This is a genomic window from Paractinoplanes ovalisporus (assembly GCF_016834655.1).
Taxonomy (GTDB): Bacteria; Actinomycetota; Actinomycetes; order Mycobacteriales; family Micromonosporaceae; genus Actinoplanes; species Actinoplanes ovalisporus.
Genome location: NZ_JAENHP010000025.1, coordinates 1 through 25415, shown reverse-complemented (window position 1 = coordinate 25415; position 25415 = coordinate 1). Strand labels below are relative to the sequence as shown.

21 protein-coding genes and 2 pseudogenes are annotated in these 25415 nt (G+C 70.8%); 11 read left to right on the top strand and 12 right to left on the bottom strand.

Going from position 1 to position 25415, the window contains the following annotated elements:
• Window positions 1-64: 64 nt before the first annotated feature.
• The gene (locus JIG36_RS43105; protein WP_203382677.1) at window positions 65-2497 is read left to right on the top strand and encodes a RelA/SpoT family protein; all 2433 of its coding nucleotides are present in this window, start codon (window positions 65-67) and stop codon (window positions 2495-2497) included.
• A gap of 63 nt (window positions 2498-2560) precedes the next feature.
• On the opposite strand, the gene JIG36_RS43100 is transcribed toward JIG36_RS43105, so the two are convergent.
• Window positions 2561-3349, bottom strand: a complete 789-nt coding sequence (locus tag JIG36_RS43100; protein WP_203382787.1) for a peptidylprolyl isomerase — start codon at window positions 3347-3349, stop codon at window positions 2561-2563.
• Between the two features lie 96 nt (window positions 3350-3445).
• Complete coding sequence (locus tag JIG36_RS43095) at window positions 3446-4309, bottom strand: peptidylprolyl isomerase (protein ID WP_203382676.1); 864 nt, start codon at window positions 4307-4309, stop codon at window positions 3446-3448.
• 152 nt (window positions 4310-4461) lie between these two features.
• On the opposite strand from JIG36_RS43095, the gene JIG36_RS43090 reads away from it, so the two are divergent.
• The 3 genes from JIG36_RS43090 (at window position 4462) to JIG36_RS43080 (ending at window position 7487) form a co-directional block, all read left to right on the top strand.
• On the top strand, window positions 4462-5160 hold the full coding sequence (locus JIG36_RS43090) for an MBL fold metallo-hydrolase (protein WP_203382675.1): 699 nt from the start codon (window positions 4462-4464) through the stop codon (window positions 5158-5160).
• A gap of 24 nt (window positions 5161-5184) precedes the next feature.
• Complete coding sequence (gene hisS, locus JIG36_RS43085; RefSeq protein ID WP_203382674.1) at window positions 5185-6492, top strand: histidine--tRNA ligase; 1308 nt, start codon at window positions 5185-5187, stop codon at window positions 6490-6492.
• A gap of 65 nt (window positions 6493-6557) precedes the next feature.
• Complete coding sequence (locus tag JIG36_RS43080; RefSeq protein WP_203382673.1) at window positions 6558-7487, top strand: acyl-ACP desaturase; 930 nt, start codon at window positions 6558-6560, stop codon at window positions 7485-7487.
• On the opposite strand, the pseudogene JIG36_RS43075 reads toward JIG36_RS43080, so the two are convergent.
• Window positions 7484-8026, bottom strand: a pseudogene (locus JIG36_RS43075) (PaaI family thioesterase); the annotation flags it as partial. The gene JIG36_RS43080 and the pseudogene JIG36_RS43075 sit on opposite strands and share 4 nt — an antisense overlap.
• A gap of 29 nt (window positions 8027-8055) precedes the next feature.
• Here JIG36_RS43075 and JIG36_RS43070 point away from each other — a divergent pair.
• The 6 genes from JIG36_RS43070 to JIG36_RS43045 all read left to right on the top strand — a co-directional run bounded on the left by JIG36_RS43070 (window position 8056) and on the right by JIG36_RS43045 (window position 17296).
• Window positions 8056-8559, top strand: coding sequence for a winged helix-turn-helix transcriptional regulator (locus JIG36_RS43070; RefSeq protein ID WP_203382671.1), 504 nt, complete (start codon window positions 8056-8058; stop codon window positions 8557-8559).
• A 9-nt stretch (window positions 8560-8568) separates the two neighbouring features.
• Window positions 8569-10143, top strand: coding sequence for an MFS transporter (locus tag JIG36_RS43065; protein WP_203382670.1), 1575 nt, complete (start codon window positions 8569-8571; stop codon window positions 10141-10143).
• A gap of 88 nt (window positions 10144-10231) precedes the next feature.
• Complete coding sequence (gene cphA, locus JIG36_RS43060) at window positions 10232-12964, top strand: cyanophycin synthetase (protein ID WP_203382669.1); 2733 nt, start codon at window positions 10232-10234, stop codon at window positions 12962-12964.
• A gap of 496 nt (window positions 12965-13460) precedes the next feature.
• On the top strand, window positions 13461-15629 hold the full coding sequence (locus tag JIG36_RS54480) for a serine/threonine-protein kinase (RefSeq protein WP_307873142.1): 2169 nt from the start codon (window positions 13461-13463) through the stop codon (window positions 15627-15629).
• A 356-nt stretch (window positions 15630-15985) separates the two neighbouring features.
• Window positions 15986-16240 carry a hypothetical protein gene (locus JIG36_RS43050; protein WP_203382667.1) on the top strand — a complete coding sequence of 85 codons (255 nt, stop codon included), beginning with the start codon at window positions 15986-15988 and terminating at the stop codon, window positions 16238-16240.
• A 153-nt stretch (window positions 16241-16393) separates the two neighbouring features.
• Entirely contained in the window at window positions 16394-17296 is a 903-nt protein-coding gene (locus tag JIG36_RS43045) for a sigma-70 family RNA polymerase sigma factor (RefSeq protein ID WP_203382666.1), read from the top strand.
• Between the two features lie 51 nt (window positions 17297-17347).
• Here the strand turns inward: JIG36_RS43045 and JIG36_RS54845 are convergent.
• The 9 genes and pseudogenes from JIG36_RS54845 to JIG36_RS43000 all read right to left on the bottom strand — a co-directional run bounded on the left by JIG36_RS54845 (window position 17348) and on the right by JIG36_RS43000 (window position 24412).
• Window positions 17348-17801: pseudogene (locus tag JIG36_RS54845) on the bottom strand (hypothetical protein).
• Between the two features lie 76 nt (window positions 17802-17877).
• Window positions 17878-18606 (bottom strand): urease accessory protein UreD, encoded by a 729-nt coding sequence (locus JIG36_RS43035; protein WP_203382665.1) that lies wholly within the window; start codon window positions 18604-18606, stop codon window positions 17878-17880.
• Window positions 18603-19274 carry an urease accessory protein UreG gene (ureG, locus tag JIG36_RS43030; RefSeq protein ID WP_203382786.1) on the bottom strand — a complete coding sequence of 224 codons (672 nt, stop codon included), beginning with the start codon at window positions 19272-19274 and terminating at the stop codon, window positions 18603-18605. The genes JIG36_RS43035 and ureG overlap by 4 nt, the downstream gene beginning before the upstream one ends.
• Window positions 19275-19356: 82 nt before the next feature.
• Window positions 19357-20001, bottom strand: a complete 645-nt coding sequence (locus tag JIG36_RS43025) for an urease accessory protein UreF (RefSeq protein ID WP_203382664.1) — start codon at window positions 19999-20001, stop codon at window positions 19357-19359.
• Window positions 20002-20293: 292 nt separating this feature from the next.
• Window positions 20294-22012, bottom strand: coding sequence for an urease subunit alpha (locus tag JIG36_RS43020; protein WP_203382663.1), 1719 nt, complete (start codon window positions 22010-22012; stop codon window positions 20294-20296).
• On the bottom strand, window positions 22009-22392 hold the full coding sequence (locus tag JIG36_RS43015) for an urease subunit beta (RefSeq protein ID WP_203382662.1): 384 nt from the start codon (window positions 22390-22392) through the stop codon (window positions 22009-22011). Before JIG36_RS43015 ends, JIG36_RS43020 begins: the two co-directional genes overlap by 4 nt.
• Window positions 22389-22691 (bottom strand): urease subunit gamma, encoded by a 303-nt coding sequence (locus JIG36_RS43010; protein ID WP_203382661.1) that lies wholly within the window; start codon window positions 22689-22691, stop codon window positions 22389-22391. The genes JIG36_RS43015 and JIG36_RS43010 overlap by 4 nt, the downstream gene beginning before the upstream one ends.
• A 126-nt stretch (window positions 22692-22817) precedes the next feature.
• Window positions 22818-23198, bottom strand: a complete 381-nt coding sequence (locus tag JIG36_RS43005) for a RidA family protein (protein ID WP_203382660.1) — start codon at window positions 23196-23198, stop codon at window positions 22818-22820.
• Window positions 23199-23209: 11 nt separating this feature from the next.
• The gene (locus JIG36_RS43000; protein WP_203382659.1) at window positions 23210-24412 is read right to left on the bottom strand and encodes an amidohydrolase/deacetylase family metallohydrolase; all 1203 of its coding nucleotides are present in this window, start codon (window positions 24410-24412) and stop codon (window positions 23210-23212) included.
• 33 nt (window positions 24413-24445) lie between these two features.
• On the opposite strand from JIG36_RS43000, the gene JIG36_RS42995 reads away from it, so the two are divergent.
• Window positions 24446-25415: beta-N-acetylhexosaminidase (locus JIG36_RS42995; RefSeq protein ID WP_203382658.1), on the top strand; the 970-nt coding region annotated here is incomplete at its 3' end.

Below are 25415 nucleotides of genomic sequence, written 5' to 3'. Positions count from 1 at the left end.
TGGCATTGGTGGACTTCTCCGGCCGGATTCGACCGGGGTCCCGAGCGATGGTGTGAGGAGGCCGGTGTCCAGCGACGTCGTCCCTCCGGCGGAGGGCACGGTGCAGCCGACCGAAGACTCACGGAACGGCGCGGACGCTACGGCGGCCGCTGACCAGGCCCGGCCGGCTGAGCTGCCCGAGCCCGACGCCACCCAGCCGATGCCGTCCGGTGACGGTTCGGCCGGTGGGTTCGGGCTGGCCAGTGCGCCGACCGGCCGCCGTGTGCGCGCCCGTCTGGCGCGCTTCAACGCCCCGTGGCAGAGCACGCAGGTCAGCGAGGTTCTCGAGCCGCTGATCGCCACCCACCGGGCCAGTCATCCCAAGGCCGACGGCCGCATGCTGCAGCGTGCGTTCGACGTCGCCGCGCGGTGGCATTCGGGTCAGTACCGCAAGTCGGGCGACCCCTACATCACGCATCCGCTCGCCGTGGCGACGATCCTGGCCAACCTCGGCATGGACACCACCACCCTGGTGGCGGCCCTGCTGCACGACACGATCGAAGACACCGACTACGGCCTCGACCAGATGCGCAGCGACTTCGGTCCTGAGGTGGCGCTGCTGGTCGACGGCGTCACCAAGCTCGACCGGGTGAAACTGGGCGACGCGGCCAAGGCCGAGACCATCCGCAAGATGGTGGTCGCGATGGCCAAAGACCCGCGGGTGCTGGTCATCAAGCTGGCCGACCGGCTGCACAACATGCGGACGCTCACCTTCCTCCCGCGCCCCAAGCAGGAGCAGAAGGCCAAGGAGACGCTCGAGATCCTGGCCCCGCTGGCCCACCGCCTCGGCATGAACACGATCAAGTGGGAGCTCGAGGACCTCGCGTTCGGCACCCTGTTCCCGAAGCGGTTCGAAGAGATCAACCGCCTCATCGGGGAGCACCAGCCGCAGCGTGAGGCGCTGCTGCGCCAGGTGACCAACCGGGTCGGCCTCGACCTGAAGTCCGCGAAGATCAAGGCCGAGGTGACCGGCCGGCCCAAGCACCTCTACTCGATCTATCAGAAGATGATCGTGCGGGGCCGCGACTTCAACGACATCTACGACCTCGTCGGCGTGCGCATCCTGGTCGACACGGTCCGCGACTGCTACGCCGCGCTGGGCGTCATCCACGCGAACTGGCAGCCGGTGCCGGGCCGGTTCAAGGACTACATCGCGATGCCGAAGTTCAACATGTACCAGTCGTTGCACACGACGGTCATCGGCCCCACCGGCAAGCCGGTCGAGATGCAGATCCGCACGTTCGCGATGCACCGCACGGCCGAGTTCGGCATCGCCGCCCACTGGAAGTACAAGGAGCAGAAGGGCGCGACGATCGTCGGCCCGCCGGCGCACATCGACGAGATGACCTGGCTGCGCCAGCTTCTCGACTGGCAGCGCGAGGCGAGCGACCCGTCGGAGTTCCTCGACGCCCTGCGGTTCGACCTGTCGAGCCAGGAGGTGTACGTCTTCACCCCCAAGGGCGACGTCATCCCGCTGCCGACGGGTTCGACCCCGGTCGACTTCGCGTACGCGGTGCACACCGAGGTCGGGCACAAGTGCATCGGCGCCCGGGTCAACGGCAAGCTGGTCCCGCTCGAGTCGACGCTGTCCAACGGCGACGTCATCGAGATCTTCACGTCGAAGTCGTCGAACGCCGGCCCGACGCAGGACTGGCTCGGCTTCGTCAAGAGCCCCCGCGCCCGCACGAAGATCCGGCAGTTCTTCAACAAGGAACGCCGGGAAGAGGCGATCGAGGAGGGCAAGGAGGCGATCGTCAAGGCGATGCGCAAGCAGGGTCTGCCCCTGCAGCGCATGCTGACCAACGAGAACCTCACGACGATCGCCCGCGACCTGCACCTGGCCGATGTGGCCTCGCTCTACGCGGCCATCGGTGAGAGCACGGTGTCGGCCCAGTCGGTCGTGCAGAAACTCGTGGCCGGGTTCGGCGGCGAGGAGGGCGCGGTCGAAGACATCGCCGAGACCGCCGTCGCGACCCGTCCGCCGCGCAACCGCAGCACCGCCCAAGATCCGGGTGTCGTGGTCAAGGGCGTCAGCGACGTGTGGGTCAAGCTGGCCCGCTGCTGCACCCCGGTGCCGGGCGACGCGGTGTTCGGCTTCGTCACCCGTTCGGGCGGCGTCAGCGTGCACCGGGAAGACTGCGCCAACGCCGAAGACCTGCGCGACCAGCAGGAACGCGTCGTCGAGGTGACCTGGAAGCCGACCAGCGCGTCGACCTTCCTGGTGGCCATCCAGGTCGAGGCGCTCGACCGGCACAAGCTGCTGGCCGACGTCACGCGGGTGCTGTCCGAGGAGAGGGTCAACATCCTCTCGGCGACGGTCACCACGACCCGCGACCGGGTGGCGGTCAGCCGGTTCACGTTCGAGATGGCCGACCCGAAGCACCTGGGCCACCTGGTGGCCGCGGTGCGCAAGGTCGACGGTGTCTTCGACGCCTACCGCGTGACCTCAGGCGCCTGACGCAGAACGACAAAAACGGCCGCCCCTCCTGAGGAGGGCGGCCGTTTCAGCCGTACGGAAGGATCAGGACGCGGCGACCGTCAGCGTCTTGATGTCGAACTCCTTCTTGGGGTGGCCGCCGCCGGGGTTGGGCTCGAAGGCCTTGTCGTCGCCGGCCTTGACGACGCCCTGGATGATGTCCAGGCCGGTCGTGATCTTGCCGAGCAGCGTGTAGTTGGCCGGCAGTTTGGTGTCCTCCGAGCAGATGAAGAACTGGCTGCCGGTGCTGCCGGGCTGGCCGGTGTTGGCCATGGCGATCGACCCGGCCGGGTACGGGTTGTTGGTGTCGGTCGGGAGGTTCTCCTCGGCCATGGTGTAGCTCGGGCCGCCCTGGCCGTCGGTGTCGCGGTAGCCCTTGCCGGTGGCGAACGGGTCACCGCACTGCAGCACCTTGAAGGTGGCCTGGTTGACCATCCGGTGGCACTTCGTGTTGTCCCAGAACTTCTTGCTCGCCAGGAACTCGAAGCTGGCCGCCGTGCACGGCACCTTCGACTTGTCGAGGGTGGCCTTGACCTCGCCCAGGTTGGTGTTGAGCGTCATCACGGCCGTGCCGGTGTTCGGAGCGGTGGCCGCCGGGGTGCCGACGTCCTTCACCTTGCCGCCGCTCTGGTCCGGGGTCCACGTGCAGGCAACCTGACCGGCCGGGACCGGCGCCCCGCTGCCGCCGGCCGCGGGGGTGTCGGAATTGTCGTCACCGCCGACCGCGGTCGCGATCCAGACCGCGGCGCCGGCGATGAGCACGACGGCGATCGCCGAGCCGATGATGGCCTGCTTCTGCCGGCGCTTACGAGCGGCCGCCGAGCGCTCGGCCATCTCCTTCTCGAGCCGGGCCCGCGCCGCCGCGCGCTGCCGGTCCTTGATCGACGACACGGTGTTCCTCCTGCTGATATGTCGGCCTGGGGGATTTCTCTAGGACTGGGTGCTCGCCGACGGGGCTGCGGACGCTGGAGCGTCGCCGACGGTCAGGGTCTTGATCGTGATCTTCTGCGTCGGCCGGACCTTCTCGTCCGCGTCGTTGTTCGACGTGGGGATCTTGCCGATCTTCTCGAGCGTCGTGAGGCTGCCGGCCACCTTGCCGACGATCGAGAACTCGGGGGTCGGCGGACTGTAGTCCTTGAAGAAGATCAGGAACTGGCTGCCGTTGGTGCCGGGCGGGTCGCCGATCAGCGCCACGGTGCCCTTCGGGTAGAGCGGCGTCTTCGCGCTCGCGTCCGCGGCGGGCGACGCACTCGGGTCGGGCACGGTCGGCACGTTCTCGTTGTAGATGCTGTAGGTCGGGCCGCCGAGACCGGTGCCGCTCGGGTCGCCGCAGCGCAGAGCCCCGTACGTCGTGATCTCGTGGCAGTCCGTGTTGTCGTAGAACTTCTTGCTCGCCAGGTAGGTGATGTCGGCCGTGCCGCACGGCGCGAGCTCACTGTCGAGGCCGACGGTGATGGGGTCACCCTGGTTGGTGGTGATCGTCATCGTCTGCGTGCCCAGCGTCGGGATGTCCTTGGTCGGGGGCGTGCCCACGTCCTTGAGGTTCGAGTTGGTGCTCGCGTTCTGCGGGGTCCAGAGACAGACGTCCTGGTCGGCGGCGTCGGTCGTCGTGTCGTCGGAGTCGAACGCCCCGCCGATCCACGCCACGCCGGCGACGATGAGCAGCACCGCCACGCCGGAACCGACGCCGGCCAGCACTCGCCGCCTGCGACGCTCCTTGGCGGCCCGTCGCACCATCTGCCGATCGAGCTTTGCCCGCGCCAGCTTGCGCTGCCGGTCCCTGCTGGATGCCACCGAACGCTTTCCTCTCGTACGACCTGTGTCACACGCCCGCAAGAGTGTACGGGTACCTCCTGAGAAAGTGGTGTGCGCATGCCGGGCTAGGCTCGTTACGATTCGCTCCGGTTTTTCTGTGAGCGCCTTTTGATTTCGAGAAAGGGCCCGTTGTGCTCGTCACCGGCGTGGAGGCTCAAGCCTTCGGCACCAATTGTTATGTGGTCGCCGCCGGCCCGGGCGAGCAGTGCCTGATCGTCGATCCCGGCATCGGCGTGCTCGACCAGCTCGACGAGCTGCTCGCCGAGCACCGTCTCTTCCCGGCCGCGGTGCTGCTCACCCACGGCCACCTCGACCACACGTTCTCGGTCGCCCCGGTCTGCGGCGCGCGCGGCATCACGGCGTACGTGCATCCGGCCGACCGCGAGATGCTGGCCGACCCGGCCAAGGGCCTGAGCATGGACCTCACGCAGCTGTTCGGCGGCCGCCTGCCCTACTCGGAGCCCGACGACGTGGCCGAGCTGACCGACGGCGCCACGCTGACGCTGGCCGGTCTCGAGGTGACGGTCGACCATGCGCCCGGCCATACCGGCGGGTCGGTGCTGTTCCGCCTGCCCGGCACGACGTCCACGTGGGACGCGGACCAGGTCTGCCTCTCCGGTGACGTGCTCTTCGCCGGCTCGATCGGACGCACCGACCTGCCGGGCGGCAGCACCGAGACGATGCTGACCAGCCTGCGGGACAAGATCCTGCCGCTGGCCGACGACACCGTCGTCCTGCCCGGCCACGGACCGGCCACCACCATCGGCCGCGAGCGCGCGCAGAACCCGTACCTGCGGGAACTGATCGCCGCGCCCGGCCGCGGACTCTGACCTTTTTCCTAGGAGACTTTGAGCATGCCCATTTCCGGCTTTCCCGAATGGATGCCGCCGCAGCGCATGATCGAGCAGCGGGTGATCGAGCGTATTCGCACCACGTTCGAGCTGTACGGCTACGCCCCCCTCGAGACGCGCTCGGTCGAGCCGCTCGACACGTTGCTGATGAAGGGTGAGACCTCCAAGGAGGTCTATGTCCTTCGTCGCCTGCAGGCCGACGACAATGCGAAGGACGACGATCAGCTGGGTCTGCACTTCGACCTGACCGTGCCGTTCGCGCGGTTCGTGGGTGAGAACGCGGGCAAACTGCAGTTCCCGTTCCGGCGCTACCAGATCCAGAAGGTGTGGCGTGGCGAGCGCCCGCAGGAGGGCCGCTACCGCGAGTTCCTGCAGGCCGACATCGACGTCGTCAACCGTGGTGAGCTGCCGTTCCACTACGACTGCGAGATGCCGCTGGTGATCGGCGACGCGCTGGGCGGCCTGCCGGTCCCGCGGGTGCGGATCCAGGTCAACAACCGCAAGGTCTGCGAGGGCTTCTACCGCGGGCTCGGCCTGGAAGACACCGCTCAGGTGCTGCGTACGGTCGACAAGCTCGACAAGATCGGCCCGGCCCGGGTGGCCGAGGTGCTGATCGAGACGGTCGGTGCGACCCGGGCCCAGGCCGACGCCTGCCTCGAACTGGCCGCGATCTCGGCCGAGGACGGCTCCTTCGTGGACGCCGTCCGCAAGCTCGGCGTCGAGGACCCGCTGCTCGACGAGGGCCTGGGCGAGCTGCTGCGGGTGGTCGAGACGGCCCGCGAGCACGCGCCGGGCCTGGTCACGGCCGAGCTGAAGATCGCCCGCGGCCTCGACTACTACACCGGCACGGTCTACGAGACGCTGCTCGAGGGCTACGAGCGGTTCGGTTCGGTCGGCTCCGGCGGCCGGTACGACAACCTGGCCACCAGTGGCAACGAACGGTTCCCGGGCGTCGGTTACTCGATCGGCGTGTCCCGCATGCTCGGCGTGCTGTTCGGGCAGAACGCGCTCAACATCTCCCGTTCGGTGCCGACCTGCGTGCTGGTCGCGCTGCCCAACGAGGAGCAGCGTCCGGCCTGCGACCGGATTGCCGGGGCCCTGCGCAAGCGCGGCATCCCGACCGAGGTCGCGCCGACGGCGGCCAAGTTCGGCAAGCAGATCCAGTACGCGGACCGGCGCGGGATCCCGTACGTCTGGTTCCCGGGCGAGCCGGACACCGTGAAGGACATCCGCTCCGGCGATCAGGTCGAGGCCGACGCCGCCGCGTGGGAACCGCCGGCCGGTGACCTGCGTCCCGTGATCGCGGGCTGACCCGGGCGCGGCCGGTAGTCTTCCCTACGGTGGCGTAAGTTACGCCACCGTAGGGAGTGATCGTCATGCCGCTGGACCAGACCGCCCTGCTCCTCGAACTCGAGCCGGTCGTCGCGACGAACCTCGACCGCCACCTGTCGCTGGCCAAGGAGTGGTTCCCGCACGAGTACGTGCCGTGGAGCGAGGGCCGGACGTTCGACGGTCTCCTCGGCGGCGAGGCGTGGCGGCCGTCGGACTCCCCGCTGCCCGAGGTGGCCCGGACGGCGCTGATCGTCAACCTGCTGACCGAGGACAACCTGCCCTCGTACCACCACGAGATCGCGACGCTGTTCGGCCGGGACGGGGCGTGGGGCACGTGGGTGCACCGCTGGACGGCCGAGGAGGGGCGCCACGGCATCGCCCTGCGCGACTATCTGACCGTGACCCGGGCGGTCGACCCGGTCGAGCTGGAGCGGGCCCGCATGACCCACATGCAGTCCGGATACTCCAACGACCACCCGGACGAGATCCTGCACTCCATCGCGTACGTGGCCTTCCAGGAACTCGCGACCCGCATCTCGCACCGCAACACGGGCAAGGCCACCGGCGACCCGATCGCCGAGCAGTTGCTGGCCCGGGTGGCGGCCGACGAGAACCTGCACATGGTCTTCTACCGCAACCTGCTGGCGGCGGCGTTCGACCTCGACCCCGACCACGCGATGCGCGCAGTGGCCGACGTGGTGGCGAAGTTCCAGATGCCGGGCGCGAACATCGAGGGCTTCGGCCGCAAGGCGGTGTCGATCGCGCTGGCCGGCATCTACGACCTGCGCCAGCACCGCGACGAGGTGCTGCAGCCGGTGCTGCGTCAGTGGAACGTGCTCTCCCGCACCGACCTCTCGGGCGACGGTGAGAAGGCCCGCGACGAGCTGGCCGCGCACATGGACGAGCTCGAGGTGCAGGCCGCCCGGTTCGAGGAGAAGCGGGAGGCCCGCCGCCAGCGGCTGGCCCGTTCCTAGTCTTCTTTCAGCGGAAACAGCATGCAGCTCGACATGGCCTGAGCCACCAGGCGGCCCGATCCGTCGACCAGGCGGGCCTCGGCCAGGGCCGTGCGGCGGCCGCTCTGCAGGACGCTGCCGGTGCAGGCCAGGCGACCCGACTTGAGGGTCACCGGGCGCAGGAACTTCACGTTCAGATCCAGGCTGGTGTAGCCCACGCCGGCCGGCAGCGTGCTGTGCACCGAACAGGCGGCGGCCGTGTCGAGCAGCGTGGAGATCACGCCACCGTGCATGGTGCCGAGCGGGTTGTAGTGGAACTCCTGGGGGTCGAGCCGCAGGGTCACCGAGCCCTCGGTCACCTCCATCGCGGCCAGGTCGATCAGGTCCATGATCGGGGGCGCCGGCAGGGAGCCGTCGGCCATGGCCCGCAGCAGCTCCAGGCCCGTGCTGCGGCCGATCATCGAGGCGTGCAGCGTGGGATCGGTCCAGCTGAAGGTGCGGGTCCGGGCGCCCGCCTGCTGAGTCTGGGTCATGGACTCAGCCTGGCATCGGCTTGCTGGGTCTGTCCAGTGGACCTAGCCTTTCTCACATGAGTTCCGCCGCCGGACCCGTGAGTTCCCCCGCCGCGCCCGATGCGCTCCAGTGGTCGGTCGAGGCCTGCACCATCGGCCGGGCCATGGAGATCCTCGGCGAGAAGTGGACGATCGTGGTGCTGCGCGAGGTGTTCGCGGGCATCCGGCGCTTCGACGACATGCGGGTGCGCACCCATATCCCGCGCCAGGTGCTCACCAACCGGCTGGCCACGCTGGTCGACCACGGCGTGCTGCACCGCGTGCCCTACCAGGAGCCGGGCGCCCGGGCCCGCAGCGAGTACCGGCTGACCGACAAGGGCTTCGACCTCTACCCGGTGCTGATCGCCCTGGCCGAGTGGGGTGACCGCCACCTGGCCGACCCGGCCGGGCCGCCGCTGGTCTTCGCGCACCGCGACTGCGGCGCGCCCGTCCACGCGGTCGTCACCTGCGACGACGGCCATGCCGTGGGCGAGCTGAGGGAAGTGTTGCCTAAGCCCGGGCCGGGCGCGCGCCGTCGGTAAGTTCCCGGGGTGGACTCACCCTGGGCGCCGCTGCGGGGCCGCGTCTTCCGGATGCTCTGGATCGCGGTGCTGGCCGGCAACGTCGGCACCTGGATGCAGACCGTCGGCGCGCAGTGGCTGGTCGTCGACGAGCCGGACGCGGCCACCTGGACCAGCCTCGTGCAGACCGTCACCATGCTGCCGGTGCTGCTGCTCGCCCTGCCCGCGGGGGCGATCGCCGACGTGCTCGACCGCCGCCGGCTGCTGCTCGGCGTGCAGACCGCCCTCTTCCTGACCGGCGCCCTGCTCACCGCGCTGACCGTGCTCGACATGGTGCCGCCGCCGCTGCTTCTGGTCTTCACGTTCCTGCTCGGTGTCGGTCAGGCGCTCACCCTGCCCACCTGGCAGGCGGTCATTCCCGAGGTGGTGCCGCGCGACCAGCTCCCGGCCGCCTCGGCGCTGGGCGCGGTCAACACCAACCTGGCGCGCTCGGCCGGTCCGGCGGTGGCGGGCCTGCTCGTCGCCCACATCGGGCCGGCCGCCGTGTTCGGGCTCAACGCTCTCTCGTACGGGGTCTTCGCCCTCGCCCTTCTCTTCTGGCGCCGCCCCACCCGCCAGGGCCCGAGCCATCCGGAGCGCTTCGGTCCCGCCGTCCGGGCCGGTGGCCGGTTCGTCCGCTACTCACCCGACGTGCGCCGCCTGCTGATCCGCGTGATCCTCTTCGTCGTGCCGGGCAGTGTCGTCTGGGGTCTGCTGCCGGTCGTCGCCCACCAGGAGCTGGAGCTGGGCGCGAGCGGCTACGGCGTGCTGCTGGCCGCCCTCGGCGTCGGCGCGATCGGCGGCGCCCTGCTGATGCCCCGCATCCGGCGGGTGCTCCCGGCCAACCGCCTGATCGTCGTGGCCGGCGTGGTCTATGCGGGCGCCCTGCTCGTGACGGCGCTGGTGCCCGACGAGGTCGCGGTCACCGCCGTGCTCTTGCCGGCCGGTGCGGGCTGGATGTGCCTGGTCTCGCGGATGAACGCGAGCCTGCAGCTGCTGTTGCCGAACTGGGTGCGCGCCCGCGGCTTCGGCATCTACCAGGTCGTCTTCGCCGGGGCCCAGGCCGTGGGCGCGCTGCTGTGGGGTCAGGTGGCCGAGGTGTCCGGTCTGCCCGCGACGTTCGTGGCGGCCGCCGTCGTCATGCTGCTGGGCACGGCGACCGTCTTCTGGCTGCCGGTGCACGAGCACGACGACGCCGACCGCAGTCCCGCGATCTACTGGTCCGAGCCGCACATCATGCTGGAGCCGCATCTCGACGAGGGGCCGATCCTGGTGACCGCGGTCTATCGCGTACGGGAGGAGAAGGCGGCCGATTTCTCCGAGGCGATGGACGCCGTACGGCTGACGCGCCTGCGCACCGGAGCCACGCGCTGGGGCCTGTTCCGCGACGGCGAGGACCCGATCCGATACGTCGAGGTCTATCAGGTGCCGACCTGGGAGGACCATCTGCGCCAGCACGAGGGTCGTCTGACCGGCAGCGACGAGCAGGCCGAGAACCGGGCGGTGGCGCTGGCCGAGGGTCCGGCCGAGGTGACCCACCTGCTCCCGACCGACAAAGGCGATTAGCCGGATGTTTCCTAATTGTTCCGATTAACCTCAGGGGGCCGATCCACCCCGCGGGCCGCCGGCGCCGCGCCGTCCCGAACGAGGCGTCATGAAGATCGAGAGCCTGCGCCGGCTGCGCGGGCCGAACGTCTATCTCTCCCGGCCCGCGGTGGTCGCCCGGCTGCGGCTGGAGGAACTGACCGGCGTCGAGACGTCCGACGTCACCGGCTTCCCCGAACGGCTGCTGCGGGTGCTGCCGGGCCTGGCCGAGCACCACTGCGCGGCCGGAGCACCGGGCGGGTTCGTCAGCCGGCTGCGGGGCGGCACCTACTTCGGGCACGTCACCGAGCACGTCTGTCTCGAGCTCTCCCAGCTCATCGGGCGCGACGTCAGCTTCGGCCGCACGGTGTCGGCCGGTGATCCCGGCTGCTACGACCTGATCATCGAGTGCCCGGTGGACGAGGCCCCCGGCTCGCGGGTGCCGCGTGAGCTGCTGCAGGCGGCGGTCGGCCTCGTGCTGTCGGTGGCTGGAGGTCGTACGGCGTCGTGGTCCTCCGAGGAACTCGCGGCGCGCGCCGAACGGGAGGCGGCCGGGCCGAGCACCCGGGCCATCATCACGGCCGCCCGGCGCCGCGGCATCCCGGTCGAGCGCATCGACGACCTGAGCCTGCTGCGCCTGGGCTGGGGAAACCGGCGGCGGCTGGCCTGGGCCGCGATGACCGACCGGACCAGCGGCGTCGGCATCGACATCGCCGGCGACAAGCAGGTGACCCGCCGGCTGCTCACCGCGGCCGGCGTGCCGATGCCCACCGGCGGCGCCGCCGCGACCCTGGACGACGCGCTGGGCTGGTTCGACCGGCTCGGCGCCCCGGTGGTGGTCAAGCCCCGGCACGGCCGGCAGGGCGAGAACGTGGCGCTGCACCTGAGCCTGCCCGGGCAGGTCGAGGAGGCGTTCCGGGCGGCCGGCGAGGACGTGATCGTCGAACGTCACCTGGACGGCCGCGACTACCGGGTGCTGGTGGTGGCGGGTGAGGTCGTCGCCGCCGCCGAACGGATCGCCGCCCACGTCGTCGGGGACGGCCGGCACACCGTGGCCGAGCTGATCGAGCAGGTGAACGCCGATCCGCGGCGGGGCGACGGGCACTCGCGGGTGCTGACCCGGGTGTCCGGCGACCTGGCCGTCGTGAACCAGCAGGGCTACGGATGGGACAGCGTGCCGCCGGGCGGGGCGACCGTCTGGCTCGCGCGCACCGGCAACCTCTCCACCGGCGCGACCAGCCACGACGTCACCGACCAGATGCATCCCGAGGTGGAACGTCTCTGCCTGCGGGTGAGCGCGCTGCTCGGGCTCGACATCGCCGGCATCGACCTGCGGCTGCCCGACATCGCGGCGCCGGTGCCCCCGGCCATGAGCGACGCCGAGGTCACGTCGGGGGTGATCGAGGTGAACGCCGTGCCCGGCCTGCGCATGCACCTCGCCCCGGTGAGCGGTCGTCCCCGTGACGTGGGCGACGCGATCGTGCGCGCCATGTTCCCGGCCGGTTCCGACGGGCGGATCCCGGTCGTCGCGGTCACCGGCACCAACGGCAAGACGACAGTGGTGCGGATGGCGGCCCACCTGCTGGGCGGCAGCGGCCTGCGGGTGGGTCTGACGACGACCGATGACGTACGGATCGACGGGCGCGTGGTCTTCCGGGCCGACGCCACCGGGCCGCTGTCGGCGCAGATGGTGCTCGGCGACCCCGGCGTGCAGGCGGCGGTGCTCGAGACGGCGCGCGGCGGGCTGCTCAACCGCGGGCTGGGCTACGACTGGTCCGACGTCGGGGTGCTCACCAACATCACGGCCGACCACCTGGGCCAGGACGGCCTGGCCACGATCGAGGACCTGGCCCACGTGAAGGCGCTGGTGGCCGAGCGGGTGCGCGACGGCGGGACGCTCGTGCTCAACGCCGACGACCCCTGGGTGCGGACCCTGGTCGACCGGCCACGGGTGCGGGCCGACCGCAAACGGGTGGTGTGGTTCGGCCTCGACGCGAACCAGCCCGTGGTGGTCGAGCACCTGGCCAAAGGCGGCACGGCCTATCTGCTGGACGACGGGTGGGTGCTGCAGGCGACCGGGGCCCGGCGGACGCCCCTGCTGCGGGTGGCGGAGCTTCCCGGCGCGTACGGGGGAGCGGCGCCGCACGTCGTGGCGAACGCGCTCGCCGCGATGGCCGCGGCCCGGGCCGTCGGCGCGGACCACGAAGCGGTGTGCCGGCGTCTGGCCGAGTTCGACCCGGCCGTGGAGAACGCCGGCCGTGGAACCCTGGTGCGCCTGGGCGACATCTCCGTGTTCGTCGACTATGCACACAATCCGGCGGCGCTGGCCGCGACCGTGCGTACGCTGCACCGGCTCTGGGGCCCGGACCGCTGTGTGGCGGCGCTGACCCTGCCCGGCGACCGCCGCGACGATCTGCTGGCCGCCTGCGCCCAGGTGGTCGCCGACGGCGTCGACCGGGTCGTGCTCTATGAGGACGAGGATCCCCGCGGGCGGATGCCGGGCGAGGTGTCCTCGTTGGTCGAGCGCGAGATGCGGGCGCGCCGGCCGAAGCTGACCGCCCTGCACGCCCAGGACGCGCGGGACGCCGTCGCCGAGGCGCTGGGCCTGGCCCGGCCGGGCGATGTGGTTCTGGTCATCTTCGAGAAGCTGGCGCCGGTGATGGAGCTGCTTGCCGATCTTGGTGCCGTCTCCGCCGCGGAAGCGCCACTGGCGCTGCCCGGTCGCGCTCCCACCGCCGTACGGTCGCCGGGGAGATCGCTAATGGGGAACGGCCGCGTTTCCGTCCCCGGTTACCATGCCTGAGGGTCGCTCCGGGGAGATTGGCACACCGAATAGGCTGATCAGCCGAGGGGACTGACCGTTCAGGTGGGGTTGCACAGGTAGATCCTTCAACAGTTGTCCTAGGGCGAGCTTTTGTCGACTATTGCGCGTTATCGCCCTGTGTGACAGCGGGGTGACAAGCTGTGGGTCCGTCCATGCTGGACCCGGGGAAAGTTGTCTCTGAAGAAACTTCCGATAAAGCGGGCATATCCGGGTGTCTCGGTTGAATGCCTCCCGGATTCAGTCGGAGATCCGACTTTCGGGTACTGGACGGGAGACCGCCGCAAGTGCGATCCGTCCGGAAACGCACGGTGATGAACCGCAGGTAAGACCGTGTGTGCGCGGGATCGTGAGGGGGCCGATCATCGGCTAGCATCCCTTCCGTCGATGGGGAACGTTCGGCTATAAGCCGATCCCCGACGCCGAGGGGCATGGCGGTGCAACTCGGTGTTTCTTCGAAGCGCGCATGTGGGGGCACATGAGCACGACGGACCTTCCGGGTTCGAGTCTGCTGGCCGGTCGATATCGACTGGTCGAGCGGCTCGGCGCCGGCGGGATGTCAGTGGTGTGGCGAGGGTTCGACGAAGTCCTCGGGCGCCAGGTCGCGGTGAAGGTTCTGCCACCGTCGACAAGCGCGGACCCGGCGTTCCGGCGCCGACTCCGCGCGGAGGCTCAGGCTGCCGCTCGGCTCAGCCATCCGAACATTACGAATGTCTACGACTACGGCGAGGCGACCACCGTCGACGGTGAGCCGGTTCCGTACGTCGTCATGGAGCTCATCGACGGCGAATCGCTCGCCGCCGTGCTCGCGCGCGTGCGCAAGCTGCCCTGGCAGCACGCCGTGCGGATAACGGCCGAGGTGGCCGCGGCGCTGGCCGCCGCACACTCGCGGGGCATCGTGCACCGCGACGTCACCCCGGCCAACGTCATGCTCACGCCGACCGGGGCCAAGGTCGTCGACTTCGGCATCTCGGCCCTGATCGGTGAGAACGACATCGACCCCGACGGCAGCCTGCTCGGCACGCCGGCCTACCTCGCGCCCGAGCGGCTCGAGGGCGGTCAGGTGAGCCCGGCCACCGACGTCTATGCGGTGGGTCTGCTCATCTACCGCACGCTGATCGGCCAACTGCCGTGGGACGTCGGCACGACGACGGCTCTGCTGCGGGCGCACCAATACACCGAGCCCGAGCCGCTGCCGGCCGTCGACGGGTTGCCCGCCGAGGTGGACGCCCTGGTGGGCCGCTGCCTCGAGAAGCGTCCGGCCGACCGGCCGTCCAGCGCCGAGCTGGCGCAGATCCTGGCCGGGCTCGCGTCGGGGGCGCCGGCGACCGCGCGGGGCTATGTCCCCGACTGGTCCGACGGCGGTGAGGACACGACGATCCTGCCGTCGCCGCAGGCCTACGCCGAGATCCTCGGTGCGGGGGCGGCTCCGGTCTCGCCCGCCGCCGGGCCGGTCTCGCCGGCCGCTGCTCCGGTTTCGCCGGCCTCGGTTCCTCCGGCGGCTGCGGCTGCCGGTGCTGCCGCTGCCGGCGCTGTCGCCGGGGGTGCTGCTTCTTCGGGGGCGGCTGTTTCTTCGGCGTCGGCCGAGCCTGAGGCGGTCGCTCCGGCCCGTAACAGTCGCTTCGGTGACCTGCCTTCGGGTCCGGTCTACAACGCGGCTCCGGCGGGCTCGGGCGGGTTGCGGCCGGCCTACGGCAACGAGGGTCCCGCGGCGGAAGGGTCGAAGCCGGGCCGCACCACGGGGTCGAACTGGACTCGGGTCGGTCAGACCAAGACCCGGCGGGTTTTGATCGTGGCGCTCGCGGCGGCGCTGCTCGGCCTCGGAACGTACGGCTGGAGTCTGGCCAGTGGTCCCAGCGGAACGAACAAGCCCGCGATCGCTGCCCCGCTGACCCCGAACAAGTGCGTGGTCAGCTATGCGGTGTGGGCCGAGAAAGACGGTCGTTTCCAGGCCAACGTCATGGTGGCCAACCGCAACAGCACGCCGGTCAAGGACTGGAAGCTCTGGTTCATCATGCCGGGCGACCAGGTGCTTTCCGGAGGCGGAGAAACCCAGCTGACCCAGGACGGGCCCAAGGGCGGCGGCATCACGGTGTCGGCCGATCAGCCGATCAACCCGCTGCAGACCGTGACGATGCCGATCAACGGTCGCTTCAAGGCCAGCAACACGCCGCCGATGGCGTTCCAGCTCAACGGCGTCATCTGCGACGCCTTCGTGTCGCCGAGTCCTGGGGCTCCCTCGCAGTTCGTGGAGAACCTGGGGAACGGGAAGGTGCGGCTGGGCCCGACCGACTCGCCGATCCCCGGCATCTCGATCGGTGACGACGGGCTCATCACCGTCACCCCGACAACGGCGCCGGCCCCCGGCGGGACGAGCGGTGGGCCGACCGGCCCGACGACGGACACCACGACCGACCCGCCTGGCGGACCGACCGGTCCGACGACGGACACAACGACCGACCCGCCTGACGGTGGGCCGACCGGGCCGGTGGATCCGTCTCCGCGCACCCCGGAGACGACGCCTCCGACAACGCCGACCACGGAGACGACGACGGAGCCGGTGGTGGACCCGCCGACGACCACGGTCAAGCCGACGATCAACATCCCGGATGACTGCGACGAGGTCGCCGGGGACTGCGAACCTTAGAAACATCCGTACGGAAGACAGGGCCGGCTCACACGAGCCGGCCCTGTTTTTTCTGTTCGTACGGACATCTTCTGAGACGCCGGGGGCGAGCGGACGTGGTCGGCGAGCGTCCGCGGGTCGGATGGTGAACAGGTCAACGGCCAAAAGCGGACGCGACGCCTCGGCATCCGGAGTTACTGTGAAACCGATGCATCCGGCACTTTCCTCCGATTCGCCCGGCGTGGCTGCCGGGCGGAGGACGTGCGTGGGCAAAAGATGAGATAGCAGAACTGGATGCGTGCAATGGGTCTGAAATGCCGTGCAACGGGCAAGATCCTCAAGAGCGCTACAGCAAGTCGTCCATCGGGGAGTACGACATGATCAGCATCGTCAAGGATCTGGCGGCGGAGGCCCTGTTCGTCTCCGACCTGCAGCCGTCGCAGTGTCCCAGCCACGAAGTCGTGGAGCGGGCTGTGACCGCCATGATTCTGTTGCACGGCAGCGACGGTTGCGCGGCCGAGGTGGCCGAGGAGTTCGGCGACCACCCGGATGACGCGGTCCGCCGCATGCATTGGGTGCACTCGGAACTCACCGAGGTGCTGGAGCCTCGGCGTGCCGCCGCGTTCCACTAGTGCCTGTTTCGGCAGGCGCTTGAAACCTGAGCTTTTCTCGCGAAAAGCACCCTAAAAGCAACCGAGTTCGGCCGCCTTCGCACCTTTCGACGGCAAAAGTCTTCCTCGTCAGCCGGTTTTCACCCAACCGGTCGTATGAGCGAGGAGGACTACGTGACCGACACGACCGAACTCCCCGCCACCATCGGCACGACCCACGACGCGCCGTCCGCGCGTGACATCGAGGACCTGGTCCGCGAACACATGCCGATGGTTGGCCATCTGGTCCGGGAACTTCTGAACCGGGTACCGGGTCACGTCCATGCGGACGATCTGTCCTCGGCCGGATTCGCCGCGCTGCTGGGTGCGGCGCGATCCTTCGACGTGACCCGCGGCATCCCGTTCCACCGGTTCGCCGCGGTTCGCATCCGGGGCGCGCTGCTCGACGAGCTGCGCGGTCAGGACTGGGCAAGCCGTTCGGTGCGCGCCCGGGCCCGCCGAAGCGCGGCCGCCCGGCAGGAGCTGACGGCGGCGCTGGGCCGGACACCGACCGACGCCGAGGTGGCCGAGCTGCTCGGCATCGGCGTGGCGGAACTGGCCACGGTCGAGGACGACGTGCAGAAGGCGGCCCTGCTCAGCCTGCAGGGTTTCCCCACGGGCGCGGCCGAGGAGATGGTGCCGGAGACGTCGGAGGGGCCGGAGGACCTGCTGCTCAAGCGGGAACGCCTCGGCTATCTGCACCAGGCCATCCAGGCGCTGCCGGAGCGGCTGCGCATGGTGGTGACGGAGTCGTTCCTGCAGGAACAGCCCCTCAGCGACGTGGCGGCAAGACTGGGCGTGACCGAGTCGCGCATCTCGCAGCTGCGGACCGAGGCACTCCAGCTCTTGCGCGAGGGCCTCAACAGCTCGCTGGCGCCCGAACTGCTGACGGTGGCCGCAGGGGGCCCGCGTACGCGCAAGGGTTGCATGCAACGCCGCCGCACGGAGTACTTCGCCCGGGTCGCCCAGCAGGGCAACCTGCACACCCGGCTGGCGCTGACCGACGAACACGGAGTGCCCATCGCAGTAGCAGCTTGATCACCACATAGAGCGAGGGCGGCCACCGCGCCGCCCTCGTGCTTTCCCCAACTATCCGCCGGGCTTGCGACGTGCGAAGAGAACCGCCTGGGAGACCTCGCCGTCTGGATTGTTGAACAGGAGGTGGGCCTCGACCTCGAAGCCGGTGTCACGCAGCCAGGCGGACACCTTGTCCGGCTGCCGACGATGAACGTAAACCTTCATCGGGTGGCCGCCGTAGCCTTCGGTCTTGAGTCGTGGCCGGTCGCCGGTGTGGAACAGCAACTGCAACAGTCCGCCTGGGCGAGAGGCCGAGTTCGTGTAGATGGGCGGTGACGTGTCCGGGCCCGCATCCGATGTCCGCTACCGGTCCGCCTCCCGCAGCGACGACGCCGTCAGCGAACAGCGTCAGAGCAGCGCGAAGGTACTCAAGCTCGGAGAGCGCGTCGCGGACCAGGTCGGCGTAGTTGGCGGCGACCGTGTCGTAGGAGGTCCTCGTGTCGTCCAACCAGTTGTCCGCGCTCATGATCGGCCACGGTACGGCGCGCCGCGACATCACGGAAACTCGGCACTCTGAGCTTTTCGGGTCGGCCTCGCGGGTGTCAGTGGGTCAGGGTGGCGGTGGGCTTGCCGAGGGGGTCCAGGGCGGCCTGCACGGCGCGGATGTCGGGGGCGACCGCGGTGGCCAGCATTCCGGGGCCGGCCAGCGGCATGACGGCGAAGTCGCCGGGGCCGGCGGTGGCGGGGAAGGCGCCGGGCGCGGAGATCAGGGTGCCGATCGCGCGGCCGTCGCCCAGCACCGCGGCTCCTGACCAGCCGGGGGCGTGCGGGCCTACGGACAGTTCGTGGCGGTAGAGGGTGCTTCCCGCATACCGGATGGTGGTGTCGGTGCGGACGTCGCCCGAGTCCTCGCCGTGGCGGCCGCAGACCAGGTCGTCTCGCCACAGCAGGGAGCCGCCCTCGGCTACGTCGACCCGGGTGACGGTCAGGTGGTTGCAGCCGGCGGCGGCGATCATCGGCTCGGGCCACCAGCGCAGGGTGCCGCCGGAAGCGACCGTCGCGTGGATCTCCAGGCGGGACTGGGGCAGGTGGGCCTGGCCGGGGAGCGCGAGCTGAGCGGCCACGCTCAGGATCTCCAAGGCTGCGCCGGGGGCGACGCTGATGTCCAGGCGCAGGTCGTCGCCGCGCAGGGGGCCGGCGCCGCCACCGACCAGGTGGACCGTGTGCGGGCCGGTGCGGCGCAGCAGCAGCGGGGACTCGCTGCGAAGGACGGCCAGCCGGGTGCCGCCGCGTCCGTCGGACTCGGCGGCGACCCGGGAACGGGCTCTCACGCGGCGGGGACGCGTGCCGCGACGAGGCCGCGGATCCAGTCGGCGACCGGTGTGGCCGTACGGTCCTCGACCAGCGACAGGAACACGGTCGGCAGGTCGCCGCGCCGGGCCTTGGCGTCGTGGTCCATCACCGACAGGTCGGCGCCCACCATCGGGGCCAGGTCGGTCTTGTTGATGACGAGCAGGTCGGCGGTGGTGACGCCGGGGCCGCCCTTGCGCGGGACCTTGTCGCCGCCGGCCACGTCGACCACGAAGATCTGCTGGTCGATCAGGCCCTTGCTGAATGTGGCGGTCAGGTTGTCGCCGCCGCTCTCGACCAGCACCAGGTCGAGCGGGCCGAGCGCCGCCTCCAGGTCCTCGACGGCGTCCAGGTTGGCCGAGATGTCGTCGCGGATCGCCGTGTGCGGGCAGCAGCCGGTCTCGACCGCGCGCACCCGGTCGGCCGGCAGCACCCCGTTGCGGAGCAGGAAGTCGGCGTCCTCGGTGGTGTAGATGTCGTTGGTGACCACGGCCAGGCGCATCTCGTCGCCCAGGGCCCGGCACAGCGCCGCGACCAGCGCGGTCTTGCCCGAGCCAACCGGGCCGCCGATGCCGACCCGCAATGCCCGCGGTCCGGAGTTCAGCGGTTCGTGCGGGTCGACGCCCGGGTCGGGGTGGGTGTGCGGCACCTCGTCGGGGCCGTGCGAGTGCGGAGCGACATAGCCGTCCGAAGGGTGGGGGAGAGCCCCACCGGCGACGGAATGCTGATTTTCAGGATGCAAAGAGACGCACCTCCCAGGTGGCGTGGAGCTCGGCGCCGATGTCGAGCAGGGGAGCGCCCGCGGCCGGCAGATCGTCGACCGGGCTTTCGGCCCGGGCCGCGGCGTCGGCCGCGATCCGGTCACAGTCCGCGGTGAGCCGGGCCAGCAGCCCGTGCACCGCATAGGGGTCAAGACCCAGCAGCCGTACGGCGGCCGAGGCCGCGCCGCTGGTCGTGCCGTGCGCCGCGGCGACGGCCGCCTCTTCGGGGCCGAGCCCGCCGGCGTGGGCGACCACACCGAGCGCGACCGGTTGGTGCAGGTCGCGGCCGACGGGCGGGAGGCTCCACATGGCGCGGGCGGCCCGCAGCAACGCCCGGCCCTGTGCGCGGGAGGCTTTGCGGAGCGCGGGTGAGGGCGTACGGGAATCGAGCCCTTGATCTAAAGAGGCCCACTCGCCGGGTCGCGCGCAGGAGGCCGCCGCGAACGCCGCCGCGACGAGTCCCGCGGTCGCGAGTTTCCCGCGCAGGAACCCGGCGACGGCATCGAGGTCGCGCACACGCCCGGCCGAGACCTGGGCTTCGAGGCCACCGGAGTGCGCGTGCCCGCCGGACGGCAGCCGTCCATCCGCGAGCACGAGAAGGGAGGCGAGGCTCATCGCGCCCCGCCTTCGCCCATATCAAACATTCCGGAAATGTCCGGCGAGGAAAGGAAGTTCTGGGGGCCTCGCGCGGAAAGGAAGTTGTGGGGGCCTCGCGCGGAAAGGAAGTTGTGGGGGCCTCGCGCGGAAAGGACGCTGTGGGGGCCTCGCGCGGAGAGGAGATCGTGGGTGCCGTCCGAGGACGGAGTGTGAGGGGAGCCCCTGCGCTGGGTGCAAGGACGGCGCGCGGGCGGGGTGGTGGCGCGTGCGCCGGGCAGGCGTGAGGTCGAGGTGGTGGCGCTGGGCATGGTCAGAAGAGGAAGTAGCGCTGGGCCATGGGGAGCTCCGTCACCGGGTCGGGGTCGATGACCTCGCCGTCGATGCGGACCACGAAGGTGTCGGGCTCGACCTCGATGTGCGGGAGGGCGTCGTTCCAGGGCATGTCGGCCTTCGAAACCTCGCGCGTGTTCTCGACCGGAGCGAACGCCCGCTTCACGCCGATGCGGTCGGCCAGCAGGGCGTCGATCGCGGCCTCGGCCACGAACGCCACCGAGGTCTGGGACGGGACCGCGCCCTTGGCGCCGAACATCGGGCGCGGCAGCATCGGCTGGGGGGTGGGGATCGAGGCGTTCGCGTCGCCCATCTGGGCCGAGGCGATCATGCCGCCCTTGAGGACGAGCGCCGGCCGTACGCCGAAGAACGCCGGCTCCCACAGCACCAGGTCGGCCAGCTTGCCCGGCTCGACCGAACCCACCTGCGACGCCATGCCGTGCGCGATCGCGGGGCAGATCGTGTACTTCGCGACGTACCGCTTGGCCCGGTTGTTGTCGGCCGTGGTGTCGCCGGACAGGGCGCCGCGGCGGGCCTTCATGACGTGCGCGGTCTGCCAGGTGCGCAGGACCACCTCGCCGACCCGGCCCATCGCCTGCGAGTCGGAGCCGATCATCGAGATCGCGCCGAGGTCGTGCAGCAGGTCCTCGGCGGCCATGGTGGACGGGCGGATGCGGCTCTCGGCGAACGCCAGGTCTTCGGGCACGGCCGAGTTCAGGTGGTGGCAGACCATCAGCATGTCGAGGTGCTCGCTGAGGGTGTTGCGGGTGTACGGCCGGGTCGGGTTGGTCGACGACGGCAGCACGTTGGGCTGCCCGGCCACCGTGATGATGTCGGGCGCGTGCCCGCCGCCCGCGCCCTCAGTGTGATAGGCGTGGATCGACCGTCCCGCGATGGCGCGCAGCGTCTCCTGGACGAAGCCGGCCTCGTTCAGCGTGTCGGTGTGGATCGCCACCTGGACGCCGGACGCGTCGGCCACCTGCAGACACGCGTCGATCACGGCGGGAGTCGTGCCCCAGTCCTCGTGCAGCTTGAACCCGCCGGCCCCGCCGCGCAGCTGTTCCCACATCGACTCGGCCGACATGGTGTTGCCCTTGCCGAGCAGCAGGACATTGATCGGGTACGCGTCGATCGCCTCGAGCATGCGGGCCAGGTGCCACGCGTTCGGGGTCACGGTGGTCGCCTTGGTGCCCTCGGCCGGCCCGGTGCCGCCGCCGATGATGGTCGTGATGCCGGACGCCAGCGCCGTGTCGAGGATGGTCGGGCTGATCAGGTGGACGTGGCTGTCGATGGCGCCCGCGGTGAGGATCTTGCCATTGCCGGCGATGATCTCGGTGCCGGGCCCGATCACCAGGTCGGGGTGCACGCCGTCCATCGTGTCGGGGTTGCCGGCCTTGCCCAGGGCCACGATCCGGCCGTCGCGGATGCCGATGTCGGCCTTGACGATGCCCCAGTGGTCGAGCACGACCGCGCCGGTGATCACCGTGTCGGGGGTGCCCTCGGCCCGGGTGGCCCGGGACTGCCCCATCGACTCGCGGATCACCTTGCCGCCGCCGAACACGACCTCGTCGCCGGGGTGGGGACCGGCGCTGCGGTCCTCCTCGACCTCGATCAGCAGGTTGGTGTCGGCCAGCCGGATCCGGTCGCCGGTGGTGGGGCCGTAGAGGGCGGCGTAACGCCCACGGTCCAGCGTGGTCATCGCGGGCTCCCGTTCTCGGGCGTGTCGTCGGCCGGAGCCTCTTCAGCCGGCGCGGCCGAGGGAGGGGATCCGCCGTCGAGCAGGCCACCGGCCAGACCCCGCAGCCCGGGAACGATCCGCGCCCCGGCCAGCGCCACGAGCGACACGTCACGCGGGATGCCGGGCTCGAACCGTACGGAGGTGCCGGCCGGAACGGCCAGGCGGTGACCCCACGCGGCCTGCCGGTCGAAGTCGAGGGCCTCGTTCGACTCGGCGAAGTGGAAGTGCGACCCGACCTGCACGGGCCGGTCGCCGGTGTTGCGGACGGTCATCGTCAGGACCGGGCGGCCCGGGTTGATCTCGATCTCGCCGGCGCCGAAGAGGATCTCGCCGGGGATCATGAGATCGGCCCGTGGACGGTGACGAGCTTGGTGCCGTCCGGGAACGTGGCCTCGACCTGCACCTCGACCAGCATCTCGGGCACGCCCTCCATGACGTCGTCGCGGGTGAGCACCCGGCGCCCGGCGTCCATCAGGTCGGCCACCGTACGGCCGTCGCGGGCCCCCTCGAGCAGGAAGGCGGTGATGATGGCCGTCGCCTCCGGATGGTTGAGCTTCAGCCCCCGCTCCTGCCGGCGCCGGGCCACATCGGCCGCGACATGGATGAGCAGGCGTTCCTGCTCGTGCTGGCTGAGGAACAACGGACCTCCCCTGGGTAGCGCTCCGCGATGCTCGCAGCTCGACGTTTCGGACGTGTTACCCGACCGGCACGGGAAGCACCATGTCGATCAAAGCAGACGGCGGGCGCTACCCAGGGGAGAAACCCGTCACGCGCCGGTGTAGAGGACCGCGTCGATCTCGATGTCGAAGCCGACCAGCGGCACCGGCAGCGTGGTGCGTACGGGAAGGTCCGGGCCCTTGATGTATTCCTGGTAGATCTCGTTCATCTCGGCGAAGTCACCGAAGTCGCGCAGGTAGACGCCGACCCGCACGGCCTGGTCGAGGCTCGAGCCGGCCTCCTCGGCCACGGTGGCGAGGTTGCGGAAGGCGGCGTGCGCCTGCTCGGCGAAGCTGCCGGTGACCCGGGTGCCGTCGGGGAGGGCCGGAACTGAGCCGGCCAGATAGACGAAGTCGCCGGCGATGACGGCGTGCGAGTAGGGGCCGCCGGCCGGAGCCGCCTTCTCGGCCTTGAGGGCGCGCTTGGGCATGTCGCTTTCTCCTAAGGGGTGCGTGGGAACTGTTCTTCGAGGCCGGTGGCGTCGACGATCGGGGTGTTGAGCAGGTCGCGCAGCGCGGATTCGCGGCGGGCGAGGGCGTCGCGCTGGGCGGCGGTCAGCGGTGACCAGGGCGGGGGAGCGGCCGGCCAGGCGGGCGGCAGAAGGCTTCCTCCGACGTACGTGGCGACGTTGATCAGCCGTACGGGGGAAACCCGGGTCTGCCGGTGGGAGTCGACGAGCCGGTGCTCCTCGTTGCGCACCTCGAACACGGCGAGGTCAGCCGGAGCCCCGACCTCCAGAGCGCCGCCGGGCAGGCCCAGGGCCCGGGCCGGGCGGGCGGTGACCATCTCGATCACCTCGGCCAGCGGGACCCCGGCCGCCAGCACCTTGGCCATCGTGGTCGGCAGGTCGAAGACCGGGCCGTACTGCGAGCGGCAGTGCAGGTCGGTCGAGATCGTGTGCGGGCCCAGACCCAGGTCGAGCTGGCGTTCGAGCACGTCGAAGGCGAAACCGCCGGAGCCATGGCCGAGGTCGAGCAGCACACCCCGGTCGACCGCCGCGCGCACCCCCGCGCCGAGCGGGGACGCGATGCCGCTGGCGCTGTGGGTCACGATGTCGCCCGGCCGCAGCAGGTCCAGAACCTCGTCGAGGGCGGGCGGCGTGGTGCCGATGTGGACCATCACCGGGATGTCGCACGCCGCCCCGACGTCGAGGCCGCGGCGCAACGGTTCGACGCCGTTGCGGCCCACGGTGTCGCGGTCGACCCGCACCTTGATCCCGCGGATCAGCTCCCGGTTGGCCTGCACGGTGTCGACGGCCAGCGGGACGTCGCAGTTGCTCAGGTCGCGGCTCTCGCCGGTGCGCCCGGCCAGCCCGAGGGCGGCGATGTTGAGCAGCACCGGCACCCGCACGGCGGCCGTGGCGGCGACGTGGCGCAGGCCGTCGAGCGTGTAGGCGCCCGCGGAACCGGCGTCGACCCAGGTCGTGACGCCGGTGTGCCAGGCCACGGGGTCGGGCGCGATGCCCCAGTAGCCGGGGCCGACGTGGGTGTGCAGGTCGATCAGTCCGGGTGTGACAAGCCGGCCGGAGACGTCGACGATCTGCCGGGCGTCGCGGGGCAGGCCGGGCCCGGTCGCGGCGATGACACCACCGGCGACGGCCACGTCGAACGGCTCACCACCGGCCAGCAGCAGGTCGTAGGTCACGCCACCTCCCAGGCCGACCCTATCCTGGTGATCATGGATGTGTCCGGTCTAGTTCCGCAGCCGCTCTCGGTCACGCCCGGCGCCGGGGTGTTGCGGCTCGGCCCGGAAACCCCGGTCGATTCTCCCGCCGAGCTGGCCGGGGTGGTGCAGTGGCTGCGCGGCGTGCTGCGCTGCCCGTTTCCGGCCGGCGAGGGCGGTCTCAAGCTCCGCGTCGATCCCGGCCTGGCCCCCGAGGCGTACACGATCCATGGGCTGGAGATCACCGGTGGGTCGGCGGCCGGCGTCTTCTACGGATGCCAGACGCTGCGCCAGCTGTTGCCGCCGGCGGCGTTGCGCCGGGCCGGGCCGACCGGCTGGGCGGTGCCGGTCGTCGCGGTCGAGGACCGGCCGCGGTTCGGGTGGCGGGGCGTGATGCTCGACGTGGCCCGCCACTACATGCCGGTCGCCGACGTGCTGCGGTTCGTCGACCTGGCCGCGTTCCACAAGCTCAACGTGCTGCATCTGCACCTCACCGACGATCAGGGCTGGCGGCTCGAGGTGCCGGGGTGGCCGCGGCTGACCGAGGCCGGGGCGTGGCGGTCCGAGAGCATGCTCGGTGCGCGGCAGCACGCGAGGTTCGACGGGCGGCCCCACGGCGGGTTCTACACCACCGGCGACCTGCGCGAGATCGTCGCGTACGCGGGGGAGCGGCACGTGCGGGTGGTGCCCGAGGTGGACATGCCGGGGCACATGCAGGCGGCGATCGCGGCCTACCCGTCGCTCGGGGCGGGTCCGCAGCCGACCCGGACCAGCTGGGGGATCTCGTCGCACGTGCTCAACCTGGGCGAGGAGTCGATGAACTTCTGCCGGGCCGTGCTCGACCACCTCTGCGACGTGTTCCCGTCCGAGCTGATCGGGATCGGCGGCGACGAGTGCCCGACCGACGAGTGGGACGGCGCGGACCGGCAGCCGTGGTTCACCGCGCGGATGGCCGACCATCTCGCCGCCCGGGGCCGGCGCATCT

Excerpts from the sequence above, each read along its gene's own strand:
- JIG36_RS43100 (WP_203382787.1), bottom strand. The coding sequence starts at position 3,349 with ATGGCCGAGCGCTCGGCGGCCGCTCGTAAGCGCCGGCAGAAGCAGGCC.
- hisS (WP_203382674.1), top strand. The coding sequence starts at position 5,185 with ATGCCCATTTCCGGCTTTCCCGAATGGATGCCGCCGCAGCGCATGATC.
- JIG36_RS43080 (WP_203382673.1), top strand. The coding sequence starts at position 6,558 with ATGCCGCTGGACCAGACCGCCCTGCTCCTCGAACTCGAGCCGGTCGTC.
- JIG36_RS43070 (WP_203382671.1), top strand. The coding sequence starts at position 8,056 with ATGAGTTCCGCCGCCGGACCCGTGAGTTCCCCCGCCGCGCCCGATGCG.
- cphA (WP_203382669.1), top strand. The coding sequence starts at position 10,232 with ATGAAGATCGAGAGCCTGCGCCGGCTGCGCGGGCCGAACGTCTATCTC.
- JIG36_RS54480 (WP_307873142.1), top strand. The coding sequence starts at position 13,461 with ATGAGCACGACGGACCTTCCGGGTTCGAGTCTGCTGGCCGGTCGATAT.
- JIG36_RS43050 (WP_203382667.1), top strand. The coding sequence starts at position 15,986 with ATGATCAGCATCGTCAAGGATCTGGCGGCGGAGGCCCTGTTCGTCTCC.
- JIG36_RS43025 (WP_203382664.1), bottom strand. The coding sequence starts at position 20,001 with ATGAGCCTCGCCTCCCTTCTCGTGCTCGCGGATGGACGGCTGCCGTCC.
- JIG36_RS43020 (WP_203382663.1), bottom strand. The coding sequence starts at position 22,012 with ATGACCACGCTGGACCGTGGGCGTTACGCCGCCCTCTACGGCCCCACC.
- JIG36_RS43015 (WP_203382662.1), bottom strand. The coding sequence starts at position 22,392 with ATGATCCCCGGCGAGATCCTCTTCGGCGCCGGCGAGATCGAGATCAAC.
- JIG36_RS43005 (WP_203382660.1), bottom strand. The coding sequence starts at position 23,198 with ATGCCCAAGCGCGCCCTCAAGGCCGAGAAGGCGGCTCCGGCCGGCGGC.